A 25,954-nucleotide genomic window follows, 5' to 3' on the forward strand; every position below is an offset into this window, starting at 1 on the left:
TCCGCTTACGCGGCGCGTGAACGTACGAAGTCCTCGGACCGTGTGGCGCCGAGGGCCGACGGTCCGGAATCATCCGGACCGTCGGCCCTGCTTCGCGCTATATAGGGGTTCGCGGGCTTTTCGCCGACAGGCTCGTTTGCTGATCCTGACGGCGCGGTGTCGACAAGCCGGATTTTCGCGCCCGGCCGGATCAGCCGGGTGATCCGGCGCACCAGCGAAGGCCGGCTGGGGTCCGGAACAGCGTGCGAGAAATCGACATCCGGCAGCATGCCGCGATGCGGCCGGCGCCGGACTTCGGCATGGACCGCCGACGAATGGGTCTCGCCGATCAGCAGTGCCCAGGTCGGCAGTCGGTGGATATGCAGGCTCCTCGAGCCCGGTATTCTGTAGGGATCGAACATCGGTCCGTCCTCCGTATGAAAATAGAGATGAAAAGGCCAAGCAACATCGTCCGCCGGCATTCGGCCGGAGGCACGGATTGCCTCGGTCCGCAACCGACGCTCGGCATCGGTCTGGACACGACAAGTGTCGGTCCGGACGCGACTGAACGAGTCGGTCCGGACATGTTCAGGTGGGGCGTTCAGCCCTTTTGACTTTTTGAAAAACATCGCAGGATTCCTTCGAGAGCCGAAAAATCGTTTCGGCGGGAATCGGTGCGATCAAGTCTTAGAGAGTCAGGAGAATCGTCGAACCGAAGCCGCCGGCAGGCGTACAAGCCCACGAGAGGGGCGCTGGATGTGCATGGTCATCATGAGTGTCCCCTCCATCGGTTCGGGTTGACAATGCGACTGACATACCCGACTTCGCAGAAAATGGCCACCCGCAGGTCCAGGAATTTCCAAAACCGGGAAACTCCTGTGGCCGATCTGCCACTTATTAGAAGGATGCGGAAATGAACTGTCGTCTCCGCATCGCGCTCTACCAGCCGGACATTGCCGGCAATACCGGGACAATCCTGCGCTTCGCCGCTTGTCTCGGCCTTGGCGTCGACATCATCGAGCCGGCCGGCTTTCCGCTTTCCGACAAGGCGCTCAAGCGCGCCGGCATGGATTACCTCGAAATGGCTGCCCTGACCCGGCATGTCGACTGGAACGCCTTCGAGGACCGGCGCAAGAAGGACGGGCGCCGGCTGGTGCTTCTGTCGACCAAGGCGGCGACCCCCTACACCAACTTCAGCTTTGCCGACGGCGACATGCTTCTGTTCGGCCGCGAATCCGCGGGCGTGCCGGATCCTGTCCATCAGGCAGCGGATGCGCGGCTGACCATCCCCATGCAGGGCAGCGCGCGCAGCATCAATGTCGCGCTGTCCGTCGCCATGGTGGCGGGCGAAGCCGTCCGGCAGCTCGGATAGGATCGGCGGCCCATCGATGGCCTCGCCGTCGCCGACGACAGCGGTTTCTCCGGTCATTCTCACCCAGGCGCACATCGCCTTCTCCTGTCATTGCCCAATCAACATTTCTTCGCTACAAGCTCAACTTAACTTGAGGTCAAGCGGAAAGTGAGAAATGGCACCGGTAACGGAATTGACGGTCGGCCAGGTGGCCATGCGCAGCGGCGTCGCGGTGTCGGCGCTGCATTTTTATGAGACGCGCGGGCTGATCCGCAGCCACCGCACGTCGGGCAACCAGAGGCGTTATGGCCGCGACGTGCTGCGGCGGGTGGCAATCATCAAGGTCGCGCAGGAGGTCGGCATCTCGCTGGCCGAAATCGGCGAGGCACTGGCCTCCCTGCCGGAAGGCCGCACGCCGACGCGCGACGACTGGGGATTGCTTTCGACCGCCTGGCGCGACGCGCTCGACCACAAGATCGCCCAGCTGAAGAAACTGCGCGACGGGCTGACCGACTGCATCGGCTGCGGCTGCATGTCGATCGACAAATGCCCGCTCAGGAACAAGGGCGACCGGCTGGCGAAGGAAGGCACTGGGGCGAGAAGGTTGGTTGCAACCTGAATGAAAGCAATGCGACTATGAGGCGATACGGAAGGAACCGTCAGTGCTGGGACATCTAATCCAACCTGAAGAAGAGACACAACTCATTACGATCTACCGGGTGGACTCCGGCGGCATGCCAACGCTCTTTACGTCGTTGAGCTTCGACGAGGCGCGGAAAATGGGCTTTGAAAAATTCGGCAAGCTACTTGGCGAGAACCTGATCCTGGATTCTCCAAAATTGCGCGACCTATTTTTCTCGTGACGTTCTTTAGTCCGCCGCCGGCAACCGCCTGATCGTGAACTCGATCAGGTCGCCCGGGCGTTCGAACCAGCTTTCGATCTCGGTCCAGTAGGCTTGCTTGGGAAAGCGCTCGAACCACTCCTTGGCCTTGAGCCGCGCATCGGAGCGCGGCAGGACGAAGGTCTCGCGCAGAAAACCGTCGCGCGGCATGCGTGCGCGCTCAGCCCGGCTTTGATCGAGCCTTTTCTTCAGGCCATCCAGCGGCGGTCTTGCCGGGGTGCGCACCAAACAACTCCCTGCACCTGGCGCATAATCCCCGAAAATCGGAATCCGAGTTTCGGAAAGGATCATGCGCAAAAGCAAAGTGACTTGACCCTGTTCCCTAAGAGATTAGGGATCGCGCCGGCAAAAGACGAGTCATTTGTAGGGGCGGTCGCCCCGCAACCGGAGACGGCATTTTGGAACGACCTGAAATACTGGTAGGCCTGCCCGCCGACATCGAAGAAAAGAAGATGAAGGCGCGCCTGTGGTTCGAGGCGCTGCGCGAACGCATCTGCGGCGCTTTCGAGCAGATCGAGCAGGATCTCCAGGGCCCTCTCGCCTCATGGTCGCCGGGCCGCTTTGAAAAGACACCCTGGGAACGTGATGCCGGCAAGGGTGGCGGCGGCACCATGTCGATGATGCATGGCCGTGTCTTCGAGAAGGTCGGCGTCCACACTTCGACCGTTTACGGCGAGTTCTCGCCCGAATTCAGGAAGCAGATGCCCGGCGCCGAGGAAGACCCGCGTTTTTGGGCCTCCGGCATCTCGCTGATCGCGCACCCCTGGAACCCCAACGTTCCGGCCGTGCACATGAACACACGCATGGTGGTCACCTCGAGGCAATGGTTCGGTGGCGGCGCCGATCTGACGCCGGTGCTCGACCGCCGCCGCACCCAGGACGACCCCGACACTGTCGCCTTCCACCGCGCCATGCAGTTCGCATGCGAGAAGAACGCCGCCATTGCCGACCACCCGAAATTCAAGGCCTGGTGCGACGAGTATTTCTTCCTGCCGCACCGCAACGAGCCGCGCGGCGTTGGCGGGATTTTCTTCGACTGGCTGCATTCTGGCGAGGACAAGGGCGGCTGGAACGCCGACTTCAACTTCGTCCAGGACGTCGGACGCTCCTTCCTCGTCGTCTACGGCCACCTCGTGCGCGCCAATTTCAACGAAAACTGGACGGATGGCGACCGCGACGAACAGCTCATCCGCCGTGGTCGCTATGTCGAATTCAACCTGCTTCACGATCGCGGCACCATCTTCGGCCTGAAGACTGGCGGCAATGTCGCCTCGATCCTGTCCAGCCTGCCGCCGGAGGTGCGCTGGCCATAGGATCAGCCGGAGCAATCCCGTCCGGAATCGCGTCAAGTCGAGGAGACAGGGCGGGTGGCGCACGATGCTTTGATGCAACCAGACCGCCCCTCCCGTGTTATAGTTCTCGCCCCGCCCACGTCCGGGAATGGACCGTGGGCCAAAAAAGTGGCGGAGCCTCGACCGGCTCCCTGGAGGAAAAGGAGAAATCCGATGAAGCAATTCCACTGCGGCTCGCTTGTTCCCGGCTGTGAGTGGCACACCCGTGCCGACGAGGAAGCCGAAGTGATGCGCCGTGCCGTCGAGCATATGCGCGAGACGCATGGCGAGACGACAATCCGCGAAACTATGATCGAAGCGATCCGCTCGCGCATAGAGAAGGTGCGCGACGCCGCCTAGGCTTTGCCCTGGCCAGGAGCCGTCGGCAACAGAAAAACAGCCGCGTTGGCGCTTCGAGATTGAATGGAAGCGCCATCGCGGACGCCGAGCGAGCCAGACCCCGCAGGGTCAAAAAAGTCATATTTGCCTCAGCTAAAATAAACCACGCGGTAACCGAACCCGTGCCACTGTCGGACGGATAATCCGGCTACAGTGGGCTGCCAGAGAAGCCCTTCGCCACCAGGCACTGGTCCGGAATCAGTGGGGCGAGGTGTTTCGCGCATGCGCGAAAAGTCCGGCAGTCGAGTGAGGTTCGGCACGATGGCGTTCCTGCTGGGCGCGCTCATCGGGGCGTCCCCGGCTGCTGCCCAGGACATGACGACATCGTTGGTCGACATACATCAGGGCTCGCCGCTCAGTGATCGCGCGAGAAGCCTGGGCAATGGCGGCTACGAACTGCAGAACGGGACCTTTGTCTCCTTCAACCAATGGTACCGGGCAAGCTGGGTCGACATGCATGTAGACCTGCTCACCCAGATCACGGAGGATACCGGCATCCTTTGGGGATTTGGGACCGGCGAACAGGGCGAGAAGTATCGGATCGAGCCCAGCCTCAAGCTTGGCTTCCTCACTCAGATGCATCCGAACCCGAACAGCACCCTTTCCCTTTCACTCACCACGACCATCGGCGGCAAGCTCACCGAAAAGTCCTGCGAAGCCGACTACGGTGATTTTGGCACCTACAGCGTCAATTGCCGGCTCGCGGCCAGCCAGATGGCGCCTGAGGAAACCTTGAAATATCTGGTTAACGCTAAACCGGAGAGCCAGCACATCTGGCTGAATTACCGTGTTACTTTCTGATCGCCGGGAGGATGTAAATGAGAAAATCATCTCGCCCCGAAATTCGCGATCACCCGTCTTGGTTCTTGTCTGAACGGAGTAAGAGCATGTCCCGGAGTTGCCTGAAATTCGGTATCGCCACGGCTCTCGCCATCCTGTCGGCGCCGATGGCGTCGGCACAGGAGGCGGTCAGTGCGGACGAGATGGCCGCGCTGTGCCACGGCGGCGGCCTGTCCACATGCGTGAGCGCAACGATCCCGGCCGCGGGCACGCCAACAGTGCAGCGGTGGATGAGCCCCGACGTAGGCGCCGCTTGGGCGGCGGGATACAAGGGCAAGGGCGTCACGATCACGATAGTCGACGATTTCTCCAGCACATCGCGCTTCTCCGGCAATTTCGGTGTCGGGGTTCAAACCCAGCGCCACGGTGAATGGACGCGTGAGGAAGCCGGCATGATCGCGCCCTTGGCGACCATCAGGTCGAAGGACTTCTCAACCGGTTCCGCCGTCGGCCTGGCGCCCGGCCTGAACGTGCTCAATCTGAGCTACGGCATGTACGCCAGGGCGGGCTACAGCTCGAACCAGATCGGCTGGGCCCCGGAAGAGGCCTCCATCATCTCCTATGCCACCAGGGGAACGGCTGTTGTTTCGAAGGCCGCGGGCAACAATTCGGTTGCCGTGGGCGGGATCACGAACGGCCAGCAGGACTATCTCGACCTTGCCCTGATTGGAAAACCATCCGCGATCTTCGTCGGTGCGCTGTCCACCAACGGCACGACGTCCAGCAAGGCCCAGCTTGCCTGGTATTCCAACACCGCCGGCTCCAATCCGCTGGTGCAAAGCCACTTCCTCGTTGTTGGTGTCGATGGAAGCAAGACAGGCCTTTATGGCACCTCCTTCGCCGCACCGATCATTTCAGGATATGCGGCGATCATCGGCAGCAAATTCACCAGCGCCACGCCAATCCAGATCACCAACGATCTGCTCAACACGGCTCGTACCGACACGCTGGTCAACTACAACGCCTCCGTCTACGGCAAGGGCGAGGCAAGCCTTTCGCGCGCGCTGGCTCCCACGGCGATCAGGTAGGAAAGCGACGCTTCGCCCGGTCAAATCGTCGCCTCGGTTATGGCTTTTCTTTCGGCACGGTCGTCCGGCCAGGATCAAGTCTAAGCTTCAAGCGCCTTCGCGGCGCGTTCGAGTAGCGCGCCGCGATCGGGGGCAAATCCCGCCTCGATCCATTCCGTCTCGAGGTTCTTGAGGATTTCGCCCAGTTTCGGCCCCGGCGTGGCGCCGAGCGCCGTCAGGTCGGCGCCTTTCAGCGGAAACACCGGTTTTTCCCATTTGAGCGCGAAGGCCAGCAGGCGCGAAAAGCCGCCGGCCTCGAGCAGCGCATTATTGTCCTCGACAGCGCGCATCCGGGCTCCGGCAAGCGACAGCCGCAGGCGGTCGACAACCCCTTGCCGGTCGCCGCGATAGAGCCTTTTCGCCAGTTCGCCCTCGGTCGTCTTCGGCTCGACGGTCGTGGAGAGCGCCCAGTAGCGCAAACGATCTGATTCCGCGGTCGAAAACCTCAGCCGCTCGGCCAGCGTCTTCATGCGCGCGGCATCCGGCGGCACGATCGCCTCCAGCCGCAGCATCGGATCGGCCGCCCAGCCCAGATCCTTCTCGGCCTTGGTCAGCCCGTGGATCGCGTCGATGCCCCATTTCTCGCTTTCCGGCAGCGCGGCGGTCAAAACGCCAGCCTGCCGCATCCACAGCAGCGCCCGCGACGGATCAGGCGCCGAAAGCAGTTTCTTCAGCTCGGACCAGACGCGCTCCGCCGAAAGTTGCGCCAGGCCATCCTTCAGCCGGGCGCAGGCTTTCAGCCCCTCGGCGTCCGGCCGGCCTTCGCCATACCAGGCAAAGAAGCGGAAGAAGCGCAGGATGCGCAGATAATCCTCGCGGATGCGTGCCTCCGCATCACCGATGAAGCGCAGCCGCCGCGCCTCGATATCGGCGATGCCGCCGACCAGATCGACGACGGAGCCATCCGCGTCCGCGTAGAGGGCGTTGATGGTGAAGTCGCGCCGCTCGGCATCGAGTTTCCAGTCGCGCCCGAACGACACCTTGGCGCGGCGGCCGTCGGTCTCGACATCGGCGCGCAAAGTGGTGATTTCATAGGGCTTACCGCCGGCGACCACCGTGACGGTACCATGCTCGATACCGGTCGGCACCGGCTTGAAACCCTCCGTCTCGGCGCGGCGGATGATTTCCTCCGGCAAACAGGTGGTGGCGATGTCGACATCGGCGACCGGCTGGCCCATCAGCGTGTTGCGCACGGCGCCGCCGGCGACACGGGCCTCCTCGCCGCCTTCTGCCAGGGCGGCAAGCAGGCGCTGCAAATGCTTGTCGGCAAGCCAGTCGGCCCTGCCCGCGATCGAAACACTCACGCATAGAGCCTTTCATAGAGGGTGCGGATGATGCCGGCGGTGACGCCCCAGATGCGGCGGTCGCCATAGGGCATGTCGTAGAAGAACCATTCGAGATCGTTCCACATGCGGCTGTCGCGCTTGTGATTCACCGGATCCATCAGAAAGCGCAGCGGCACTTCGAAGGCGGCATCGACCTCGTCGGCATTCAAGTCGAGCTGGAAGCCGGGCCGCACGATGCCCAGCACCGGCGCGATGCGATAGCCGCTGCCGGCGACATAGTCGGGCATGCGGCCGATGATCTCGATGCGGTCCTGATCGAGGCCGATCTCCTCGAAGGTTTCGCGCAGCGCCGCCGCCTCCGGGCTGGCATCGGTCGAATCGATGGTGCCGCCGGGAAAGGCCACCTGCCCCGAATGGTTGCGCAGCTTTTCGGCCCGCTTGGTCAGCAAAACCGTCGCTTCGTCTTCGTGATCGACCACGGGGATCAGCACCGCCGCATTGCGCAGCGGCTTGCCCGGGTTCAGCCGCGGATGGCCCGGATTGAAGCGATGGTCGCCATAATCGTCGCCGGCATGCGCATCCGGCTGGGCGGCGAAGCGCGCGCGAAAATCCGCCGATGAAAACGGCATCAGTGACACGCGGTCCATCATGCGCTGAGCCGTTTCAACTGGTCCGCCGGCATGATCGGGAACACCGCGCCCTTTGAGCGCACGGCAAACATCGCCTTGCCGCCGATCTCGATCTCCTCGCCATGCCCGACCAGCTCGTACATGACAGGCCGACCGACCAGCGCTTCCAGCCTGCCGCGCACCAACACATAGGGCTTCAGGCCCCCGGTCTCGTTCTCGTCGATGAAACGCAGCGGCCGTTCCGGCCCCGCCTCGACCACGTCGCCGACATTGGTGCGGAAGGTGATGATCTGTTCGTCGCCACTGCCCGAAACATCCATTTCGACGGCGATGAACGGCGCATCGGCGACGCGGATGCCGACCTTTTCCACAGGCGTGACCAGATAAGTCCTTCCGTCCGCGTCCTTGCGCAGCACCGAGGAAAAAAGCTGCACCAGCGGCATGCGGCCGATCGGCGTGCCGAGATAGAACCAGGTGCCGTCGGCCTTGATCTCCATGTCGAGATCGCCGCAAAAGTCGGGATTCCAGCGTTCGACGGGCGCCGCACCCTTGCCGGCACGCGCCGCGCGCGAGATCAGCGCTTCCAGGCCGCGCGCCTCGGTTGCCTGCGTAAGGCTTTGTTGGCGATGCTCGTCGTGTTCCGTCATCGTCACGAAATAGTCACTGTTGTTCCGCTTGTCAGCCTAAGTCTGTGATTTAAGTTCGACCATAGGCGCTACGCGAGGCCGAATCGCGGCAACCTATGATATGGTGCGGGCCGGTATTTCCAACCAAAGGGATCGAGCCGAATGAGCGTGATGGTCAAGGAAAGCCCGATCAGCGAAACGGATATGATCGCCGAGGCCGAAAAGGCGCTGGCCGACATTTCCAGAATCCGCGACGGGGTCGGCCGGGTGATCTTCGGCCAGGAGAGTGTTATCGAGCGGACGCTCGTGGCGCTGCTGGCCGGTGGCCATGCGCTGCTGGTCGGTGTTCCCGGCCTCGCCAAGACCAAGCTGGTCGAAACGCTGGGAATCGTGCTCGGCCTCGATTCGCGCCGCATCCAGTTTACGCCCGACCTGATGCCGTCCGACATCCTCGGTTCCGAGGTGATGGAGCAGGACGAGACCGGCAAACGTTCCTTCCGCTTTATCCCCGGGCCGATCTTCGCCCAGCTGCTGATGGCCGACGAGATCAACCGCGCCTCGCCGCGCACCCAGTCGGCGCTGCTGCAGGCCATGCAGGAATACCACGTCACCATTGCCGGCGCCCGCTATGATCTGCCCGCCCCCTTCCATGTGCTGGCGACGCAGAACCCGCTGGAGCAGGAAGGCACCTATCCGTTGCCGGAAGCCCAGCTCGACCGCTTCCTGATGCAGGTCGATATCCTCTACCCCGAAATCGAGGCCGAGCGCCGCATCCTCCTGGAAACCACAGGCATCGAGGACGCCAAGGCGCAGAACGTGCTGCAGCCGGCGCGATTGAAGGAGATCCAGACGCTCATCCGCCGCATGCCGGTGCCCGAAAGCGTCGTCGAGGCGATCCTCACTCTGGTGCGTTCGGCGCGTCCGGGCCAAGGCAATGCCGAGACCGACAAGCATGTCGCCTGGGGTCCCGGCCCGCGCGCCAGCCAGGCGCTGATGCTGTGCACGAGGGCGCGCGCGCTCTACGATGGGCGGCTGGCGCCCTCGGTCGACGACGTGCGGGCGCTGGCCGAGCCGGCGCTGCAGCACCGCATGGCGCTGACCTTCGCCGCCCGCGCCGAGGGCACCAGCGTACGTGACGTGGTGGCGAAACTCGTGAAAGGGATTTGATGGCGCGTATCGGCGAGGTCCAGGCTCCAGCAGCGACGCGCGATGCGCTCGCCCGTGGCCGGTTGCGGGCTTCGCTGGTGCCCGACCTGCTGGTCGAGGCGCGGCGCATCGTCAACACCGTGATCGCCGGCTGGCATGGCCGCCGCAAACGCGGCATCGGCGAGAATTTCTGGCAGTTCCGGCCCTATGTCGAGGGCGACTCCTCACGCATCGACTGGCGCCGCTCGGCGCGCGACGACCACACCTATGTGCGCGACCGCGAATGGGAAGCCGCCCATACGGTATGGCTGTGGGCCGACCCCTCGCCGTCCATGCTCTACAAATCGACCGGCGCCAGCGTCTCCAAGCAGTCGCGCGCGCTGGTGCTGGCGCTGGCCATGGCCGAATTGTTGTCGCGCAGCGGCGAGCGCATCGCCTGGCCGGGCCTGACCGATCCGTTCACCGCCCGCAACGGCGCCGAGCGCATCGCCGCCCAGCTGATGCATGCCGGCGACTTGCCGGCGAAGCCTGACCTCACCGACATCAGGCGCTTCTGCGACATCGTCATCGCCAGCGATTTCCTCGACCCGGTCGAGGAGACGATGGAATGGCTCGACGTGCTCGCCCGCCACGGCGTGCGTGCCCATCTGATCGAGGTTGCCGACCCGGCCGAGGAAACCTTCCCCTATGCCGGCCGCACCGAGTTCACCGACCCCGAGACCGGCGAAAAGCTGACCGCCGGACGCGCCGAAATGCTCGGTGACGAATACCGCCTGCTCTACACCGCCCGCCGCCAGGAGCTGGCCGGCTGGTGCAAGCGGCTCGGCTGGAGTTTTACCGTCAACCACACCGATCGGCTCGCGTCCGACGCGCTGGTGCGCCTGCACATGGCCATGACCGCCGATGGGGGTTATGCCGGGCCTAGCGCCGGCAGCCGCGCTGGTCAATTCAGGCCGACCGCCGCTGGCGGTCAACCTGGAAAGGTGGTCGGCGCATGAGCTGGCTGCCGCTCTCCTTTGGCGCTCCCATGGTGCTGTGGGGCCTGCTGGCGCTGCCGGTGATCTGGTGGCTGCTCAGGCTGACGCCGCCCAAGCCGCAGGCCGAGATCTTCCCGCCGCTGAAGATCCTGGCGCGCGTCTTGAAGCGCGAGGAGACGCCGCATCAAAGCCCCTGGTGGCTGACGATGCTCAGGCTGCTGATGGCGGGCCTCATCGTCGCGGCCCTGGCCGAACCGGTCTTCAACCCGCGCGAAAAACTGCCGGCCGAGGGTGCGGCCCTTGCACTGGTCATCGACAATGACTGGGCGAGTGCCGCCGACTGGAACAAACGCGTCGCCACCGCCGAGCGGCTCATCAAGGATGCCGGCTCGAACGGCGTGCCGGTCATCATCGCCTTCACCGCCGAAAAGGCCAATGCGGAGATCGGCCCCTTCGATGCCGCCGCCGCACTCGACCGGCTGCGCGCCGCCAAGCCGCGGCCGATCCCGACCGACCGGCCCGCCGTCTATGCCCGCGTCGCCGGCGTGCTGCAGACCTTGCCCGGCGCCAGTGTCGCCGTGCTGGCCGACGGCCTCGCGGCCAAGGGCGACGAGGCCGCCTTCAACACGCTGTTGTCGAAGAATGCGGCACGCGTGGTTTGGGCAACGGCCGACCGGCTTTCGCTGACCGGCCTCACCGCCGCGGACAACCAGGTCGACGGTTTCGCGCTCACCGCCGTCCGTGCGCCGGGTGACCCGGCACCGGCGCAGGTCACCGCCGGCGCCTTCGACGACAAGGGCCGCCGCATCGCCGATGCGACGCTGACCTTCGCGCCCGGCGAAGCCACCGCCACCGGCACCATGGCGGTGCCGTTCGAGTTGCGCAACGACTTCGCTTCGATCGCCCTCGACGGCGAACGCCAGGCGGGTGCGGTGCGCGTGCTCGACGAAAGTTCCAAGCGCCGCCGCGTCGGGCTCTTATCGCAGGCCGAGGCCGACCAGGCGCAGCCGCTTCTGTCACCGCTCTACTATATCAGGCGCGCGCTGCAGCCCTTCGCCGATCTGGTCGAACCCTCCAGCGCCGATCTCGCCGACGCCATCCCGCAGATCCTCGACCAGAAGCCGGCGATGATCATCATGGCCGACATCGGCACCATTCCGGCGCAGGTCCGGCAGCGGTTGGTCGACTGGGTCGACAATGGCGGTACGCTGGTGCGTTTCGCTGGGTCGCGGCTGGCCGCCGCCGGCAATGACGACGATCTGCTGCCGGTTCGCCTGCGCACCGGCGAGCGTTCGCTCGGTGGCGCGCTGTCCTGGACCTCGCCGCAGCCGGTCACCGAATTCCCCAAGGCCGGTCCCTTCGCCGATCTGGCGCCGCCCACTGAAGTCACCGTGAGCAGGCAGGTGCTGGCCGAACCGACGCCCGATATCGTCGAGCGCACCTGGGCCGCTCTTGCCGACGGCACGCCGCTGGTCACCGGGCTGAAGAAGGGCAAGGGCACGCTGGTGCTGTTCCACGTCACGCCCGAGGCGACATGGTCGAACCTGCCGATCTCGGGCAGCTTCGTCGAGATGCTGCGCCGCATCGTGCAGCTGTCGCGCAACCAGGGCGCGGCGATCGCCAATGCCGAAGCCGCCGCCACATCGCTGGCACCCTACCGCATGATCGCGGCCGACGGCTCGCTGGTGCCGCCGACGCCGGATGCACGGCCGCTGGTGCCGAGCGCCGGCGCGCGGGTGACCTTCGAGAACCCGCCCGGCCTTTACGGCTCGGATACCGGCGTCTTCGCCCACAACCTGCTCGACGCCGCAAGCACGTTCGTGCCGCTGGCACGCCCGCAACTCACTGTTCCGGTCACATCAATCCAGTACGCCTTCGATGAATCCCGCAATCTGAAAGGTCCGCTGGTCTCATCAGCCCTGGTGCTGATGCTGCTCGACACGCTGGCCGTGTTCTGGATGGGCGGGCTGTTCTCGCGCCGGCGGCGCCGTGCCGGCGCTGTGGCCACCACCGCGGCGGTCGTGATCGCGCTTGGCGCGCTGTTCGGCCATGCCGATTTCGCCCGCGCCGACGATGCCAAGCCGGGCGACGAGGCGGCCATCACGGCGATTTCGAAGACCCGCATCGCCTATGTGCTGACCGGCGTGCCGGGCGACGATTCGATCAGCCGCGCCGGGCTCGAGGGCCTGACCCGCTTCCTGATCGAAAAGACCGCGCTGGAACCCGGCGCGCCTGCCGGTGTCGACATTGCGAAGGACGAACTGTCCTTCTATCCGCTGATCTACTGGCCGATCGATCCGGCCGCCCCGATGCCGAGCCAGGCTGCGATCGCCCGCATCGACGCCTATATGCAACAGGGCGGCACGGTGCTGTTCGACACGCGCGACCAGTTCGCCAACGGCATCGGCGCCGATTCGACCAGCCCGGCGACAGAGCGGCTGCGCGACATCCTCGCCAACCTCAACGTGCCGCCGCTGGAGCCCGTGCCGTCGGACCACGTGCTGACCAAGTCCTTCTTCATCCTGCCGGAGTTCCCCGGCCGCTTCGCCGGCAGCCCGCTCTGGGTCGAGGCCTCGCTCGACGCCAGCAACGCCGACAACCGGCCGGTGCGCACCGGCGACGGCGTCTCGCCGATCATGATCACCGCCAATGATTTCGCCGGCGCCTGGGCGGTCGACGAGAATGGCGACCCGCTGCTGCCGACCGTGCCAGCCGACCCGATGCAGCGCGTCTACGCGCTGCGCGCCGGCGTCAACATCATGATGTATATGCTGACCGGCAACTACAAATCCGACCAGGTGCATGTCCCCATTCTGCTCGAACGGCTGGGGCAGTGACCAATGAACTGGTCGATCTCCTTCGAACCGCTGATCTCATGTCCATTGCTGGCCCTCGTGCTGGTGCCGCTGGCGCTGCTGGCGCTTGTCGGCTTGTGGTTCCGCCAGCGCGGCGGTGTCCTGCGCTTCGTCGCCCTGCTGGCGCTGGCCGCCGCCCTGTTCAACCCGGTGTTCCTCAATGAGGAGCGCGAGCCGCTGAAGAGCGTCGTCGCGCTGATCGTCGACCGCAGCCAGAGCCAGGACATCGGCGACCGTACCAAGCAGACCGATGAAGCGCTCGCCGGACTGCAGCAGCGTCTAGGCCGCTTCAAGCAGTTCGACGTCCGCGTCGTCGAGGCCGGCAAGTCCGATGCCGCCGAGGAGCGTACCGAAACACGGCTGTTCGGCGCGCTGGAAGGCGCCTTCCGCGACGTGCCGCCGTCGCGCATCGGCGGCGCCATCATGATCACCGATGGTGAGGTGCATGACGCGCCCCCGGGTGCGCCCGACTTCAACGCGCCGCTGCACGCCTTGATCACCGGCAACGACCACGAAAAGGACCGCCGCATCCGCTTCGAGAACGCGCCGCGTTTCGGCATCGTCGGCAAGCCGCTCGACATGACCTACCGCGTCATCTCGACTGAAAACGAAGGCGCCCCGGTCGATGTGCGCGTCTCGGTCAATGGCGAGCAGGTCTCGGTCGAGCATGCCACCGTCGGCCAGGCCATGCCGCTGCAGGTGACCATCCCCGGCGCCGGTCGCAACATCATCGAACTCGCCATCGACCGCGAACCCGGAGAACTGACCGACACCAACAACCGCGCCATCGCGCTGGTCGACGGCATCCGCGAGAATTTGCGCGTGCTGCTCGTTTCGGGCGAACCGCATGCGGGCGAGCGCACCTGGCGCAATCTGTTGAAATCCGACGCCTCGGTCGATCTCGTCCACTTCACCATTCTGCGACCGCCGGAAAAGCAGGACGGCACGCCGATCAACGAATTATCGCTGATCGCCTTCCCGACGCGCGAACTGTTCGTCGAGAAGATCAAGGATTTCGACCTCATTATCTTCGACCGCTACCAGCACCGCGACGTGCTGCCGATCCTCTACTACGACTACATCTCCGAATATGTCGAGAAGGGCGGCGCGCTGCTGATCGCCGCCGGCCCCGAATATGCCGGCGAGGCTTCGATCGCGCGCACGCCGCTGATGTCAGCGCTGCCGGCCATGCCCACCGGCGAAGTGGTGGAAAAGGCCTTCTATCCGCGCCTGACCGACCTCGGCCAGCGTCACCCGGTGACGCGCGGTCTCGATGGTTCGGCCACCGAGCCGCCGCACTGGAGCCGCTGGTTCCGCACCATCGGCGTGCAGAATCCGCAAGGCGAGGTGGTGATGAAGGGCGCCGACAACCGGCCCCTGCTGCTGCTCGACCGCAAGGGCGAAGGCCGCGTCGGCATGCTTCTGTCCGACCAGGGCTGGCTGTGGGCGCGCGGCTTCGAGGGCGGTGGTCCGCATGTCCAGCTCTACAGGCGCATCGCCCACTGGCTGATGAAGGAGCCCGAACTCGAGGAAGAGCGGCTGACCGCCGAGGGACGCGGCATGGTGCTGGAGATCCGCCGCCAGACCATGGCCGACGATCCAGGCTCCGCGCAGATCATCACGCCCTCAGGCAAGACAGTGACCGTCAAGCTCGATAAATCCGAGCCCGGCGTTTTCCTCGGCAGCGTCCAGACCAATGAGATCGGCCTCTTCCAGGTCGCTAATGGCGATCTCACCGCGCTCGCCCATGTCGGACCGGTCAACGCGCCGGAATTCGCCGACGTCGTCTCCACCGAAAACCGGCTGAAGGCACCGGCGGAAGCCACCGGCGGCAGCGTGCGCCGGCTGGCGTCATCGACGGCGCTGGGCAGCGACGTGACCCTGCCGTCCATCGTGCCGGTGCGCTCGGCCGGCGATGCCTCCGGCAGCGACTGGATCGGCCTGCGCACCACCGACGATAGCGTCTTGAAGGCCGTCTCGCGCGTGCCGCTGTTCGGCGGCTTCCTCGGCCTCGGCCTGCTGCTCCTGGCCATGGGCTCGATGTGGTACCGCGAGGGGCGGTAGCGCAGCGCCTCTTCCTTCTCCCCTTGTGGGAGAAGGTGGATCGGCCCGCAGCGCCGAGACGGTTGAGTGCTGTTACAGCGGAGTGAGGCGTTGGTGTTCGCTGGAACACCCCTCATCCGACCTCGATTCGCGAGGCCACCTTCTCCCACAGGGGGAGAAGGAAGAGGCGCCCCACCTCTACTCCTCCGGCTCGGTCGTGAACAGCAGCGGGTAGCCCTTGGCCTTGCCGGCGTCGGTGGCACGCGTCGCCTTGGTCTCGGCGACATCCTTGGTGAAGACCGCGACCACGCAGACGCCACGCCGATGCGCGGTGATCATGATGCGGTGCGCTTGGTCCTCGCTGAGCTTGAACTCGCCCTTGAGCACCGTGACGACGAATTCCCGCGGCGTGAAATCGTCATTGATGAGGATGACCTTGTAGAGCTTCGGCCGCTCGGTCTGCGGCTTGACCTTGGTTCGCGGTTTTGTGGTGATTTCTGGCATCGGAACCGACAGTTTCGCGATCGGGCTTTACCCGGTATTTTGCCACGGGCGGCAGCGATCGTCCATTTTGATTGGCATGCGGGCGGCCGGCGGGCCGGCCCGGTATTCACAATCATGTGGGAAATTGTCGGGCGCGGTTCAACGGCCCTGGCGGCCGAAGATACGGCGGTTGGCACCGGCATCCGCCCGGCGTTCCATCCAGGCCGCGATCGGCCATCCGACGACGCAGACCAGCGTCACGGCAAGCAACACGATCAGCAGCCACGCCTGGACAGGTGTGATGTAGTCCCAGTTGCTGGAAATTATCGGCGCGAACAGCGAGGGCTCGGTGCGGCCACTGGCAGGATCGGGCACGGGGCTGGCGGTGAGCAGAATCAGCACCCTGGCGACACCGGTGGCAACCAGGCCGCCAATCACCATCGAACGCAAAATGGACGAAAGCCGCTTCTTCATGCGGATTGTCCTACATGGCCGGCGTTGAAAACGGGTTAAGTCAGATCGAGGTGGCCGGCTGCAAGCCACCGGTATTCAGCCGCTCGATCAGGTGCCTGGCAGAAGGCCGCCCCAGCCGGCTACGGCTGGAACGGCCTTGATAGAAACTGGCTTCGGAGCCGATCAGGGCTTCTTCGGAGCAGCCTTGTCCGTCGCCTTCTTCACAACCTTCTTGGCCGGAGCCTTCTTGTGCTTGACCTTCTTGACGACCTTCTTCACCGGGGGCTTGACGGTGGCGTCAGCAGCCGGGGCCGGGGTGGTCGTGGTGGCAGCAGCAGCCGGAGCAGCGGTCGTGGTGGCAGCGGCGTTGCCAAGAGCGGGCATCGCGAAAGCCAGAGCGACGGCGAGACCGGTGGCGGAGAGGATGGACTTCTTCATGGCTTCATTTCCTTTTTATGCGGGTCAAGTTGAGTGTCACTGGACCGGGTCGTTCGGTGTCACTCCAAGCAGCTTCAAAGCGTTGGCGAGCATCCGGATGCCCTGTGCCTGTTTCTTGGCGGCGCAGTACCGGTTGCCCTTTCTCTGAAGTGCCTTTGCCGCGGTGACCTGCGTTGCCGTGGCATGGGTTTCGAGGGCTTCATCAAATTGGTGGCTGAGATTGGCGCACCGTTCGCTCCGGGTGAGCGGCGCCTTTGCGTCCGATTGTCCAACAGCGGCAGTGACCAGGCCAAGGCCCAGCAACGCACCCAACAAACTGATCGACAAGCTTGGCATCGGTTTTTCCGTGAACCCGGAGATTTTGCGTCGCAGCCGGTAATCTGACCGCCACGGCTCCGTTATGCCGCCCTACCTTTTCAGGAGTTTTTCCCAATTGTAGAATTTTGTTTCTGGATTGTGTCTGGCCCGCCCGCCCCATGCGTATCGTCCAAATCGGTCCCGGCTTTGGGAACCGCACGCATGGAAACAAAGAGCTTCAGCACGGCCATCGCTTTCCATGTGGAGAAGGCCGAATTCGTTCTCCCTTGAAAAGCAAGGCACTGGCCAACATATGGCCCGAATTCTATCGTGTGGCTCACCTGCCAGGAATGACTTGGCCGGCAATCGAGACAGGGCACCTCGTGAAATCCGACGCACACATACTGATCGTCGACGACGACAAGGGCATCCGCGACCTGCTTCAGGAGTTCTTCCAGAAGCGGGGCCTGCACACTTCGGTTGCCGCCGACGGTACCGAGATGGAGGCTGTCCTGCGCCGCGCGCAGGTGGACCTCATCGTGCTCGACGTGATGTTGCCCGGCAAGAGCGGGCTGGAACTGTGCCGCGACCTGCGCGCCCAGTACTCGACCCCGATCATCATGCTGACCGCCGTCACCGAGACCACCGACCGCGTCGTCGGCCTGGAGATGGGCGCCGACGATTATGTGCCCAAACCCTTCGATCCGCGCGAACTCCTGGCGCGCATCCGTGCCGTGCTGCGGCGCAATGGTACTTCCGAACCGAAACGCGCCACCACAAAGCAGATCTACCATTTCGCCGGCTGGACGATGGATTGTTCGCGGCGCCGGCTGACGGCGCCCGACGATGTCAGGGTCGAGCTGACCATGGCCGAGTTCAACCTGCTGCAGACCTTCGTCAAGAGTGCCCAGCGCGTGCTGACCCGCGACCAGCTCATCGAGCTTTCCGGCGGCGACAGCGACTATTCCTTCGACCGCAGCATCGACATCCTGGTCAGCCGGCTGCGGCGCAAGATGGAAGATGATCCGAAAACGCCGAAACTGATCCTGACGGTGCGCAGCGGCGGCTACCAGTTCCTGCCCGAGACGACCTCCGAATGAGACGTTTCCTGCCGCAGACCTTGCCTGTCTGGGTGCTGCTGATCGTCATTGCCGGCCTTCTGATCAGCCAGGTCGCGACCCTCTATATCGTGTCGCGCGACCGCGCTGCCGCCAACGACGTGGTCGACCTCTACCGGCTCAACGACCGCGCCTTCTCCTTGGTGCAGCTGATGAGCGGCGCCACGCCCGAGGAGCGCAAGGCAACCGCGGCGGGCCTGTTCAACTCGACTTACGCCCTTACCGTCTCGGACACGCCCGCCGTCACCTCCTCGATCGCCGGTGATGACGAACTGGCCGAACTCGAGGATATTCTCGTCGGCCGGCTGTCGAAGTTCGGCATCACCGATGCGCGCGTGCGGCGCGATCCGGCAACGCGTGAGGCCGACGACGCCAGCGGCACAGCATCCGGCCCCGATATCGGCCAGGTCGAGCGCGACCTTCTGGTGCTCGCCGCCGATTTCGCCCAGAGCGACAAGCTGACGGCCTCCTTGCGCTTCGCCGACGGCCAGTGGCTGAACTTCACCGAGCCGATCACGCCGGTCGGCCCGATCCTGAGCTTCGACAGCCTGCCGCTCTATTCGCTGATCGCCGGCCTGGTGGTGATCATGTCGATCTGGTCGCTGCGCCGGCTGACCGCGCCCTACCGGATGATGGAAACCGCCGTGAACCGGATCGGCAAGGACCTGAAAAGCCCGCCGATCGCCGAGTCGGGCAGCCGCGAGGTGCGGGCCGCCGCCAGGGCGATCAACGCCATGCAGAAGAGGCTGCGCGAATATGTCGAGGACCGCGAACATCTCGCCGCGGCGCTTGCGCATGATTTGCGCACGCCGATGACGCGCATGCGGCTGCGGCTCGAACTGTTGCGCAAATCGGCGGTTCGCGAGGCGCTGGCCCATGATCTCGCCGATGTCGAAAGCATCGCCAGTTCCGTGATCGACTTCGCCACTTTCGAGGTGAACGAGGAGAAGGCCGAGCGCATCGACTTCTGGTCGCTCGTGGAATCGATCGCCGACCCCTATCCGGAGGTCTCGTTCGACAATGACGACACCCGTTCGCGCGGCCTGATCTGCATTGCGCGGCCGGTGGCGCTCAAACGCTGCGTAACCAATCTGGTGCAGAACGCCGTCACCTACGGCAAGAAGGCGCATCTCAGCCTGCACCGCTCGGACGGCACGATCACGCTCACCATCCGCGACGAAGGGCCTGGCATACCGCAGGCGCAGATCGATGCCGTCTTCGGCTCCTTCGTGCGCCTCGAACAGTCCCGCAACCGCCAGACCGGGGGCCTCGGCCTGGGACTCACCATCGCCCGCAACATCGCGCGCGCCGCCGGCGGCGAGATCCGCCTGTCCAATCATCCGGACGGTGGGCTTGTAACGGAGCTGCGCCTGCCGCAGGCGACCTGAACCGCTCTATCTTCTCAACACCGCGCTCAGCACATCCCTGATGCCGATGGCGCCGACGAAGCGCGACTGGTCGTCGAACAGCGCCACGGGGGCCGTCTGCGAGCGGTGCATGGCCAGCATCACGGTTTTCAGCGACGTGCCGGGATTGGCCCAGAACACTTGCGCAGCTTCCTCCGACTGGGCCTCGACATCGGCGCAGGACACCCAGACCGCCGGCTTGCCGTCGCGTTCGGCCGCCGCCACCAGGCCGTGATCGTCGATCTTGAAGCGCGTCGTCTTGCGCCGGTCGAGCCACACCCAGCCATTGTCGCCGTGCTCGAGGTCGCGGCGGTCGCGCATCACATTCCAGGCGGTCAGCACCGAGAGCGGATTCACATTGGCGATGAAGTCGCGGACATAGTCGTTGGCGGGTCGCAGCACGATGTCTTCCGGCGCGCCGGTCTGGACGATGCGCCCGCCCTCCATGATGGTGATGTGGCTGCCGATCTTCAGCGCCTCTTCCAGGTCGTGGCTGACGAAGATGATGGTTTTCTTCAGCTCGGCCTGCAGCTGCAGCAATTCGTCCTGTAGCTTGGTGCGGATCAGCGGGTCGAGCGCCGAGAACGGCTCGTCCATCAACAGGATCGGCGCCTCGGTGGCGAAGGCCCGCGCCAGGCCGACGCGCTGCTGCATGCCGCCCGACAGCTCGTGCGCGTATTTCTTCGACCACTGGTCGAGATTGACCAGCTTGAGCTGCTTGTGCACGCGCTCCTTGCGCTCGGCGTCCGGCACGCCGGCAAGTTCGAGGCCGAGCCCGACATTTTCCTCCACCGTGCGCCACGGCAGCAGGCCGAACTGCTGGAACACCATCGCCACCTGCTTCTGGCGCAAGCGCCGCAAGGTCGGCTCGTCGCAGGTGACGACGTCGACAATCTTGTCGCCGTCCTTGACCAGCACCTGGCCGCGCGACACCACATTGAGCCTGTTGACGGCCCGAAGCAGGGTCGACTTGCCGGAACCCGACAGGCCCATCAGCACCGAGATCTCGCCTTCATGCACGGTAAGGCTGGCGTCGGCGCAGCCCAGCACATTGCCGGTTTTCTCCAGGATTTCGGCGCGTGTAGCGCCCTTGTCGATCATCGCAAGCGAACCGGCCTGGTCGGCGCCGAAGACGATATCGACGTTCTTGAAATCGACGGCGACGGTCATTTCTTGCCTCCAACGCCAATGCGGGTCATTCGGTCGAGCACGATGGCCAGCACGACGATGGCGAGGCCCGCCTCAAGCCCGAGATCGATGCGGCGCGAGCCGAGCGCGCGGTTGATCTCCGTGCCCAGCCCACCGGCGCCGATGAGGGCCGCGAACACCACCATCGACAGCGACAGCATGATCGACTGCGTCAGACCCGCCATGATGGTGGGCAACGCCGATGGCAGTTCCACCTTCCACAACAGCTGGCTCTTGGTGGCGCCGAACGCCTCGCCGGCCTCGATGATCGACTTCGGCACCGAGACGACGCCCAGATGCGTGAGCCTGACCGCGGTCGGGATGACGAAGATGATGGTGACGATGAGGCCGGGCGCGTTACCAAGGCCGAACAGGGTCAAGACCGGGATCAGGTAGACGAAGGTCGGCAGCGTCTGCATCAGATCGAGCACCGGCAGCATGACGCGGTAGACCTTCGGCTTGTGCGCCGCCCAGATGCCGAGCGGCACGCCGATGGCCATGGCCATGGCTGCGGCCGCGACGACCAGCACCAGCGTCTGCACGGTCTGCTTCCACAGGTTCTGGTTGATGATGAAGATCAGGCCGAGGAAGACGCCGATGGCGAGTGGCCGCGAGCGCTGCAGCAACCAGGCGATGACAGCGATAACCAGCGCCAGCAGCACCGGCGGCACCATCAGCAGGAGGTCGACCAGCCCGTCGAGAATGAAATTCAGACCGTTGGAGAAGGCTCTGAAGATGGTGTCGAAATTATCGGTCAGGAACCCGAAAAAGGACTTTCCCCAGGCGCCGATCGGGATCTTGTGATCAACCATGAATTTGGAAATCGGATCCATCTCACCCCTCTTCCACAGGGCTCTGCCTTCGGCCCCGCGCTGTCGCAACGTCATCTTGTCACAGGATGTGAAAAAGGGCAGCCCTTTGTCAAACGGCTGCCCATCTTCATCCGGTCATGCCGGATGCGAAGTCGGCTCAGCTTCCGAGCGCTGTCTTGACCGCCGCCGCGGCGTCACCGCCGTCGAAGGTGGTCACGCCGGCGATCCATGGCTTGACCGCGTCCGGGTTCTTCTTCAGCCAGTCGGTGGCGACCGTCTGGGCGTCACCGCCCTTGAGGATCGCGTCCATCATCTGGCCTTCCATGTCCAGATTGAACTTCAGGTTGGCGATGAACTTGCCCGCATTCGGGCACTCGGTGGTGTAGCCCTTGCGCACATTGGTGAACACGGTGGCCGCGCCGAAACCGCTATCGCCCATGCCGTCGAGATAGGTGATCTTCATGGCGCCCATCACCGGATGCGGCGTCCAGCCGAGGAAGGCGATCCACTCATTGTTCTTCATCGACTGCTCGGCCTGCGTCAGCATGCCGGCCTCCGAGGATTCGACCAGCTCGAAGCCCTCGAGATTGTCCTTCGGGTTCTTGATCATGTCGAGGATGATGCGGTTGCCGTCATTGCCGGCTTCGATACCGTAGATCTTGCCGTTGAACTTGTCCTTGAACTTGCCAAGGTCGGTCAGCGACTTGACGCCGGCGTCCGCGACATAGGTCGGCACGACGATGCCGTAGCCGGCGCCGGTCAGGTTCGTGCTGATGGTCTCGACCGAGCCATCGGCGGTGTAATCCTTGATGTCGTTGGTCATCGACGGCATCCAGTTGCCGAGGAAGACGTCAAGGTCCTTGTTCTTCAGGGAAGCCATGGTCACCGGCACCGACAGCTGGATCACCTTCGGCTCGTAGCCGAGCGCGGTGAGCAGCACCGAAGCGAGACCGGTGGTCGCCTGAATGTCGGTCCAGCCGACATCGGAAAGACGCACGGTCTTGCAGCTTTCGGCGTCACCGGCGAAGGCGGCGCTCGTGGACAACAAAGCCGCCAGGCCGAGGCCGGCGACAAAGGAATTCATACGCGACATAGACAGTCTCCCATTGTGATTCTTTGGCGAAGCGTGGAAACGGTTTCTCTGCCCGCCTTGTTTCGTCAGCCAAACACCATTCTGGTGTAGTTTCAAGCGTTAAGGCAATCACGATCAACGGCGCGGACTGGCCAATCAGCGACACGGCTGACGCTTTTGTCACGCCGCTTATCTTTTTCAGCGGCGAGCCGGCTTTTTCAGGGGAATGCGCCAGCGGCCCCTCCCCGCTTTGGGCCAAGTCGGCTTAAAAGAGCGGCATGGCCAAGCTCTACTTCAACTACGCGACGATGAATGCCGGCAAGACGACGATGCTCTTGCAGGCCTCGTATAATTATCGCGAACGCGGCATGACGACGATGCTGTTCGTCGCAGGCCATTACCGCAAGGGCGACAGCGGCCTGATCTCGTCGCGCATCGGGCTGGAGACGGAGGCCGAGATGTTCCGCGACGGCGACGACCTGTTCGCCCGCGTCGCCGAACATCACGACCATACGACCGTGCACTGCGTCTTCGTCGACGAGGCGCAGTTCCTCGAGGAAGAGCAGGTCTGGCAATTGGCCCGCATCGCCGACCGGCTGAACATCCCGGTCATGTGTTACGGCCTGCGCACCGATTTCCAGGGCAAGCTGTTTTCCGGCTCGCGCGCGCTGCTGGCGATCGCCGATGATCTGCGCGAGGTGCGCACCATTTGCCGCTGCGGCCGCAAGGCCACGATGGTCGTGCGCCTCGGCCCCGACGGCAAGGTGGCCCACCGGGGGGAACAGGTGGCGATCGGCAAGGATGTCTATGTCTCGCTCTGCCGCCGTCACTGGGAAGAAGAAATGGGCCGCGCCGCGCCCGACGATTTCATCGGCTTCATGAAATCCTGACCCTGCGTCAGGCCGCAGAGACGCGCCTCAGCGGAAACCGCCAGCCCAGCCGGACACCGAATGTCGCCACGGCGATCAGCGCCATGCCGGCGGCCTGCGCCGGCCCAAGCGGATGCCCGTAGATCGCCCAGTCGATGATGATGGCAACGACCGGATAGATGAAGGTGATGATGCCGATCACCGGCGTCGTCAGGCGCGGAAAGGCCGAGTTCATCAGCACATAGGCAATGCCGGTGTGCAGCACGCCGATGCTGGCCAGCCAGCCCCATGCATGCACGGGAACATGCTGGCCGATATCGGCGAAGGGCGCGAGCATGACGATCCCGACGATCGTCTGGCAAAGCACGGTGACCTCCGCGCGCTGCCGGCCCAGGCCCTTGGCGAGGATCGTCGCCACCGCATAGAGCAGCGCGGCGACCAGCGTCAGCGCGATGCCCAGCGCCCATGCCGTGCTGGCCTGCGCATGCGAAACCACCAGCCCGCTGGCCAGCACGACGCCAAGGAACGCGCCAAGCATCCACAGCATCTGGTCGAGCGAGATACGCTCCTTGAGGAAGACCACCCCGATGATGACCACGAAGAACGGCTGCACGTGATAGACGATCGTCGTCGTGGCGATCGACGTCATGGCGAAGCCGGCGAAGAAGGCCGTCCAGCTCAGCACCATGCAGGCGCCGGCAAGTGCAGCCAGCGCGAGGCGGGACGGCGACAGCGTCCTGTACGGCAGATAGCCCCGCAGCAGGCACCATGCGCCGAGGAACATGGCGCCGAACACGCAGCGCCAGAACACGATTGTCACGGGATGAAGCCCCGCTTCCGTGACAAAGGCGCCAACCGTGCCGGCTATCGTCATCGCCAAGGCCAGGCTCGCGGCCGGAAAACGGGAAGTTGGCATGTCCTTCATCGAAAATCCCTCAGACGGGCGAAACCCATCTGGCCACCAGTATAGCTTTCAAACAAGCGAATAGATTTGGATCAGGCTATTCGATATGCTGATAGCACCATGGCTGCTCCGCTTGACCTCAACCTCCTGAAAACCTTCGTCGCCGTCGTCGAGAGCGGCAGCCTGTCCAATGCGGCGCCCCGGGTCGGCCGCAGCCAGTCGGCGGTCAGCATGCAGATGCAGCGGCTGGAGGAGATGGTGGGCAACCAGCTTCTGGTGCGCGGACCGAGAACGGTTACCCCCAACGCCATCGGCGAGGATTTTCTCATCTATGCGCGCCGGCTGCTGAAGCTGTCGGATGAGGCCTGGGCGAGCGTCACGCGGCCGAAGGAGACGGGCAGCGTGCGTCTTGGCGTGCCGGACGATTACGCTGCCTTCCTTCTGCCACCTGTCCTATCGCGTTTTGCCGAGGATCACCCGCTGGTGACGGTGGAACTGATCTGCGAACAGTCGACCGCGCTGGTGAAAACCCTGGCGGAAGGACGGCTCGACCTGGCGATCGTCACTCGCTTGCCGGACCAGCCGCTCGACGTCATCCGGCTTGAGCGTTTCGTCTGGGTCGCCTCGCCGAACCATGTCGCCTGGCAGACCGATCCCTTGCCTGTCGCCCTGTTCGAGCCCGGCTGTGCCGCCAGGATGAATGTCCTGCAGGCGCTTGGCGAAGCTGACCGGTCTTACCGTTGCACCTATTCCAGCGCCTCCCTGCTTGGCCTGATCGCGGTCGTGCAGGCCGGGCTCGCCGTCGCCGGCCTGGCGCAGCGCAGCGTACCGCCATCGCTGCGCATCATCGGCGGCAATGAAGGGCTTCCCGTGCTGCCGGATCTCGAGATCGGCATCCTGCGCAACCCGCTGTCGAGCACGCCGGCGGTCGATCGGCTGCATGATTTCCTGCGCCGCGACCTCGCACAGCAAGCCTGAGATCATCGTCTCCGCACGGGATTGGGTGCGACCGGCCCACTCGCCGCGGTGCAGCGTTTGTTAAGGCCTCGGTCCTATAAGGCCGTCAGCCAGAGCTCTCCGGGGTCAGCCATGCTTCGAGCCGTTTCCTCAGCCAGCCTTCTTCTCATTGCCACCTCCATTGCCGCCCATGCCGGCGGCGACCCGGTGCAGGGCAAGCACGTCTTCAACCGCTGCATGGCCTGCCATGAGGCGGCCACCGACCGCGACAAGGTTGGCCCGCATCTCAAGGGTGTCGTCGGCCGCACCGCGGGCACCGCGGAAAGCTTCCTTGGCCATTATTCCGAAGCCATGAAGAGTGCGGGCGCTGCCGGTCTCGTCTGGGACGAGGCAAATCTCACCGAGTATCTCAAGGCCCCTAAGCTCAAAGTTCCCGGCAACAAAATGGCTTTTGGTGGTCTGACGAATGATGACGACATCGCCAATGTCATCGCCTATCTGAAGGCCGATCCGAAGCCCTGAGTGC

The 25,954-nt window shown here is 64.4% G+C and carries 29 protein-coding genes; 16 read left to right on the forward strand and 13 right to left on the reverse strand.

Features of this window, described 5'->3' with window-relative positions; genetic code table 11:
• Positions 1-5: 5 nt before the first annotated feature.
• The gene (locus ACLGL5_RS33310) at positions 6-401 is read right to left on the reverse strand and encodes a hypothetical protein (protein ID WP_083246998.1); all 396 of its coding nucleotides are present in this window, start codon (positions 399-401) and stop codon (positions 6-8) included.
• 491 nt (positions 402-892) lie between these two features.
• On the opposite strand from ACLGL5_RS33310, the gene ACLGL5_RS33315 reads away from it, so the two are divergent.
• The 3 genes from ACLGL5_RS33315 (at position 893) to ACLGL5_RS33325 (ending at position 2,193) form a co-directional block, all read left to right on the forward strand.
• Entirely contained in the window at positions 893-1,351 is a 459-nt protein-coding gene (locus ACLGL5_RS33315) for a tRNA (cytidine(34)-2'-O)-methyltransferase (RefSeq protein ID WP_038649114.1), read from the forward strand.
• A 154-nt stretch (positions 1,352-1,505) separates the two neighbouring features.
• The gene (gene soxR, locus ACLGL5_RS33320) at positions 1,506-1,949 is read left to right on the forward strand and encodes a redox-sensitive transcriptional activator SoxR (protein ID WP_019860684.1); all 444 of its coding nucleotides are present in this window, start codon (positions 1,506-1,508) and stop codon (positions 1,947-1,949) included.
• A gap of 43 nt (positions 1,950-1,992) precedes the next feature.
• Entirely contained in the window at positions 1,993-2,193 is a 201-nt protein-coding gene (locus ACLGL5_RS33325; RefSeq protein ID WP_038649117.1) for a hypothetical protein, read from the forward strand.
• 6 nt (positions 2,194-2,199) lie between these two features.
• On the opposite strand, the gene ACLGL5_RS33330 is transcribed toward ACLGL5_RS33325, so the two are convergent.
• Entirely contained in the window at positions 2,200-2,457 is a 258-nt protein-coding gene (locus ACLGL5_RS33330) for a hypothetical protein (protein ID WP_023770299.1), read from the reverse strand.
• Between the two features lie 173 nt (positions 2,458-2,630).
• Between ACLGL5_RS33330 and hemF the strand changes: the two genes are divergently transcribed.
• The 4 genes from hemF to ACLGL5_RS33350 all read left to right on the forward strand — a co-directional run bounded on the left by hemF (position 2,631) and on the right by ACLGL5_RS33350 (position 5,830).
• On the forward strand, positions 2,631-3,545 hold the full coding sequence (hemF, locus tag ACLGL5_RS33335; protein WP_019860687.1) for an oxygen-dependent coproporphyrinogen oxidase: 915 nt from the start codon (positions 2,631-2,633) through the stop codon (positions 3,543-3,545).
• 192 nt (positions 3,546-3,737) lie between these two features.
• Positions 3,738-3,923, forward strand: a complete 186-nt coding sequence (locus ACLGL5_RS33340; RefSeq protein WP_027047304.1) for a DUF1059 domain-containing protein — start codon at positions 3,738-3,740, stop codon at positions 3,921-3,923.
• Between the two features lie 261 nt (positions 3,924-4,184).
• Positions 4,185-4,763, forward strand: coding sequence for a hypothetical protein (locus tag ACLGL5_RS33345; RefSeq protein ID WP_038649121.1), 579 nt, complete (start codon positions 4,185-4,187; stop codon positions 4,761-4,763).
• A gap of 86 nt (positions 4,764-4,849) precedes the next feature.
• Positions 4,850-5,830 carry a S8 family serine peptidase gene (locus ACLGL5_RS33350; protein ID WP_494372841.1) on the forward strand — a complete coding sequence of 327 codons (981 nt, stop codon included), beginning with the start codon at positions 4,850-4,852 and terminating at the stop codon, positions 5,828-5,830.
• 80 nt (positions 5,831-5,910) lie between these two features.
• On the opposite strand, the gene ACLGL5_RS33355 is transcribed toward ACLGL5_RS33350, so the two are convergent.
• The 3 genes from ACLGL5_RS33355 to ACLGL5_RS33365 are packed head-to-tail and all read right to left on the reverse strand — an operon-like array spanning position 5,911 to position 8,431.
• Positions 5,911-7,173 (reverse strand): CCA tRNA nucleotidyltransferase, encoded by a 1,263-nt coding sequence (locus tag ACLGL5_RS33355; protein ID WP_069092991.1) that lies wholly within the window; start codon positions 7,171-7,173, stop codon positions 5,911-5,913.
• Positions 7,170-7,802: a CoA pyrophosphatase gene (locus ACLGL5_RS33360; RefSeq protein WP_069093519.1), complete on the reverse strand. Its 633-nt coding sequence runs from the start codon at positions 7,800-7,802 to the stop codon at positions 7,170-7,172. Before ACLGL5_RS33360 ends, ACLGL5_RS33355 begins: the two co-directional genes overlap by 4 nt.
• Complete coding sequence (locus ACLGL5_RS33365; protein WP_019860693.1) at positions 7,802-8,431, reverse strand: DUF1285 domain-containing protein; 630 nt, start codon at positions 8,429-8,431, stop codon at positions 7,802-7,804. The genes ACLGL5_RS33360 and ACLGL5_RS33365 overlap by 1 nt, the downstream gene beginning before the upstream one ends.
• Positions 8,432-8,572: 141 nt before the next feature.
• On the opposite strand from ACLGL5_RS33365, the gene ACLGL5_RS33370 reads away from it, so the two are divergent.
• From ACLGL5_RS33370 to ACLGL5_RS33385, 4 genes are read left to right on the forward strand one after another with little or no spacing between them, the layout of a single operon-like run.
• Positions 8,573-9,577 (forward strand): AAA family ATPase, encoded by a 1,005-nt coding sequence (locus ACLGL5_RS33370; RefSeq protein WP_019860694.1) that lies wholly within the window; start codon positions 8,573-8,575, stop codon positions 9,575-9,577.
• Positions 9,577-10,554 (forward strand): DUF58 domain-containing protein, encoded by a 978-nt coding sequence (locus tag ACLGL5_RS33375; RefSeq protein ID WP_069092992.1) that lies wholly within the window; start codon positions 9,577-9,579, stop codon positions 10,552-10,554. Before ACLGL5_RS33370 ends, ACLGL5_RS33375 begins: the two co-directional genes overlap by 1 nt.
• Complete coding sequence (locus ACLGL5_RS33380) at positions 10,551-13,370, forward strand: DUF4159 domain-containing protein (RefSeq protein WP_069092993.1); 2,820 nt, start codon at positions 10,551-10,553, stop codon at positions 13,368-13,370. Before ACLGL5_RS33375 ends, ACLGL5_RS33380 begins: the two co-directional genes overlap by 4 nt.
• 3 nt (positions 13,371-13,373) lie before the next feature.
• A complete protein-coding gene (locus tag ACLGL5_RS33385; RefSeq protein WP_069092994.1) occupies positions 13,374-15,452 on the forward strand; it encodes a hypothetical protein in 2,079 nt (692 codons plus the stop codon).
• A 177-nt stretch (positions 15,453-15,629) separates the two neighbouring features.
• On the opposite strand, the gene clpS is transcribed toward ACLGL5_RS33385, so the two are convergent.
• From clpS to ACLGL5_RS33405, 4 genes are all read right to left on the reverse strand, one after another.
• Positions 15,630-15,935 (reverse strand): ATP-dependent Clp protease adapter ClpS, encoded by a 306-nt coding sequence (gene clpS / locus ACLGL5_RS33390; RefSeq protein ID WP_010911143.1) that lies wholly within the window; start codon positions 15,933-15,935, stop codon positions 15,630-15,632.
• A gap of 138 nt (positions 15,936-16,073) precedes the next feature.
• Positions 16,074-16,388, reverse strand: coding sequence for a hypothetical protein (locus ACLGL5_RS33395; RefSeq protein WP_032920723.1), 315 nt, complete (start codon positions 16,386-16,388; stop codon positions 16,074-16,076).
• Positions 16,389-16,550: 162 nt separating this feature from the next.
• The gene (locus tag ACLGL5_RS33400; protein WP_069092995.1) at positions 16,551-16,805 is read right to left on the reverse strand and encodes a hypothetical protein; all 255 of its coding nucleotides are present in this window, start codon (positions 16,803-16,805) and stop codon (positions 16,551-16,553) included.
• Between the two features lie 36 nt (positions 16,806-16,841).
• A complete protein-coding gene (locus tag ACLGL5_RS33405) occupies positions 16,842-17,141 on the reverse strand; it encodes a hypothetical protein (protein ID WP_019860700.1) in 300 nt (99 codons plus the stop codon).
• Between the two features lie 344 nt (positions 17,142-17,485).
• On the opposite strand from ACLGL5_RS33405, the gene ACLGL5_RS33410 reads away from it, so the two are divergent.
• Entirely contained in the window at positions 17,486-18,202 is a 717-nt protein-coding gene (locus ACLGL5_RS33410) for a response regulator (RefSeq protein WP_027047307.1), read from the forward strand.
• Entirely contained in the window at positions 18,199-19,608 is a 1,410-nt protein-coding gene (locus ACLGL5_RS33415; protein ID WP_019860702.1) for an ATP-binding protein, read from the forward strand. Before ACLGL5_RS33410 ends, ACLGL5_RS33415 begins: the two co-directional genes overlap by 4 nt.
• Before the next feature lie 6 nt (positions 19,609-19,614).
• Here ACLGL5_RS33415 and choV read toward each other — a convergent pair whose 3' ends face one another.
• The 3 genes from choV to ACLGL5_RS33430 all read right to left on the reverse strand — a co-directional run bounded on the left by choV (position 19,615) and on the right by ACLGL5_RS33430 (position 22,719).
• Entirely contained in the window at positions 19,615-20,796 is a 1,182-nt protein-coding gene (choV, locus tag ACLGL5_RS33420; RefSeq protein WP_019860704.1) for a choline ABC transporter ATP-binding protein, read from the reverse strand.
• On the reverse strand, positions 20,793-21,647 hold the full coding sequence (gene choW, locus ACLGL5_RS33425) for a choline ABC transporter permease subunit (protein WP_069092996.1): 855 nt from the start codon (positions 21,645-21,647) through the stop codon (positions 20,793-20,795). The genes choV and choW overlap by 4 nt, the downstream gene beginning before the upstream one ends.
• Positions 21,648-21,783: 136 nt before the next feature.
• Positions 21,784-22,719 (reverse strand): choline ABC transporter substrate-binding protein, encoded by a 936-nt coding sequence (locus ACLGL5_RS33430; RefSeq protein WP_020629012.1) that lies wholly within the window; start codon positions 22,717-22,719, stop codon positions 21,784-21,786.
• Positions 22,720-22,976: 257 nt separating this feature from the next.
• Here ACLGL5_RS33430 and ACLGL5_RS33435 point away from each other — a divergent pair, with 257 nt between their 5' ends.
• Entirely contained in the window at positions 22,977-23,588 is a 612-nt protein-coding gene (locus ACLGL5_RS33435; protein ID WP_038649140.1) for a thymidine kinase, read from the forward strand.
• 7 nt (positions 23,589-23,595) lie between these two features.
• Here the strand turns inward: ACLGL5_RS33435 and ACLGL5_RS33440 are convergent, their stop codons facing one another.
• On the reverse strand, positions 23,596-24,492 hold the full coding sequence (locus tag ACLGL5_RS33440) for a DMT family transporter (protein WP_069092997.1): 897 nt from the start codon (positions 24,490-24,492) through the stop codon (positions 23,596-23,598).
• Between the two features lie 99 nt (positions 24,493-24,591).
• Here ACLGL5_RS33440 and ACLGL5_RS33445 point away from each other — a divergent pair, with 99 nt between their 5' ends.
• Complete coding sequence (locus ACLGL5_RS33445) at positions 24,592-25,449, forward strand: LysR substrate-binding domain-containing protein (RefSeq protein WP_010911153.1); 858 nt, start codon at positions 24,592-24,594, stop codon at positions 25,447-25,449.
• 111 nt (positions 25,450-25,560) lie between these two features.
• Entirely contained in the window at positions 25,561-25,950 is a 390-nt protein-coding gene (locus ACLGL5_RS33450; RefSeq protein ID WP_064980616.1) for a c-type cytochrome, read from the forward strand.
• Positions 25,951-25,954: the final 4 nt, after the last annotated feature.

It is taken from the genome of Mesorhizobium sp. U510 (assembly GCF_059180695.1).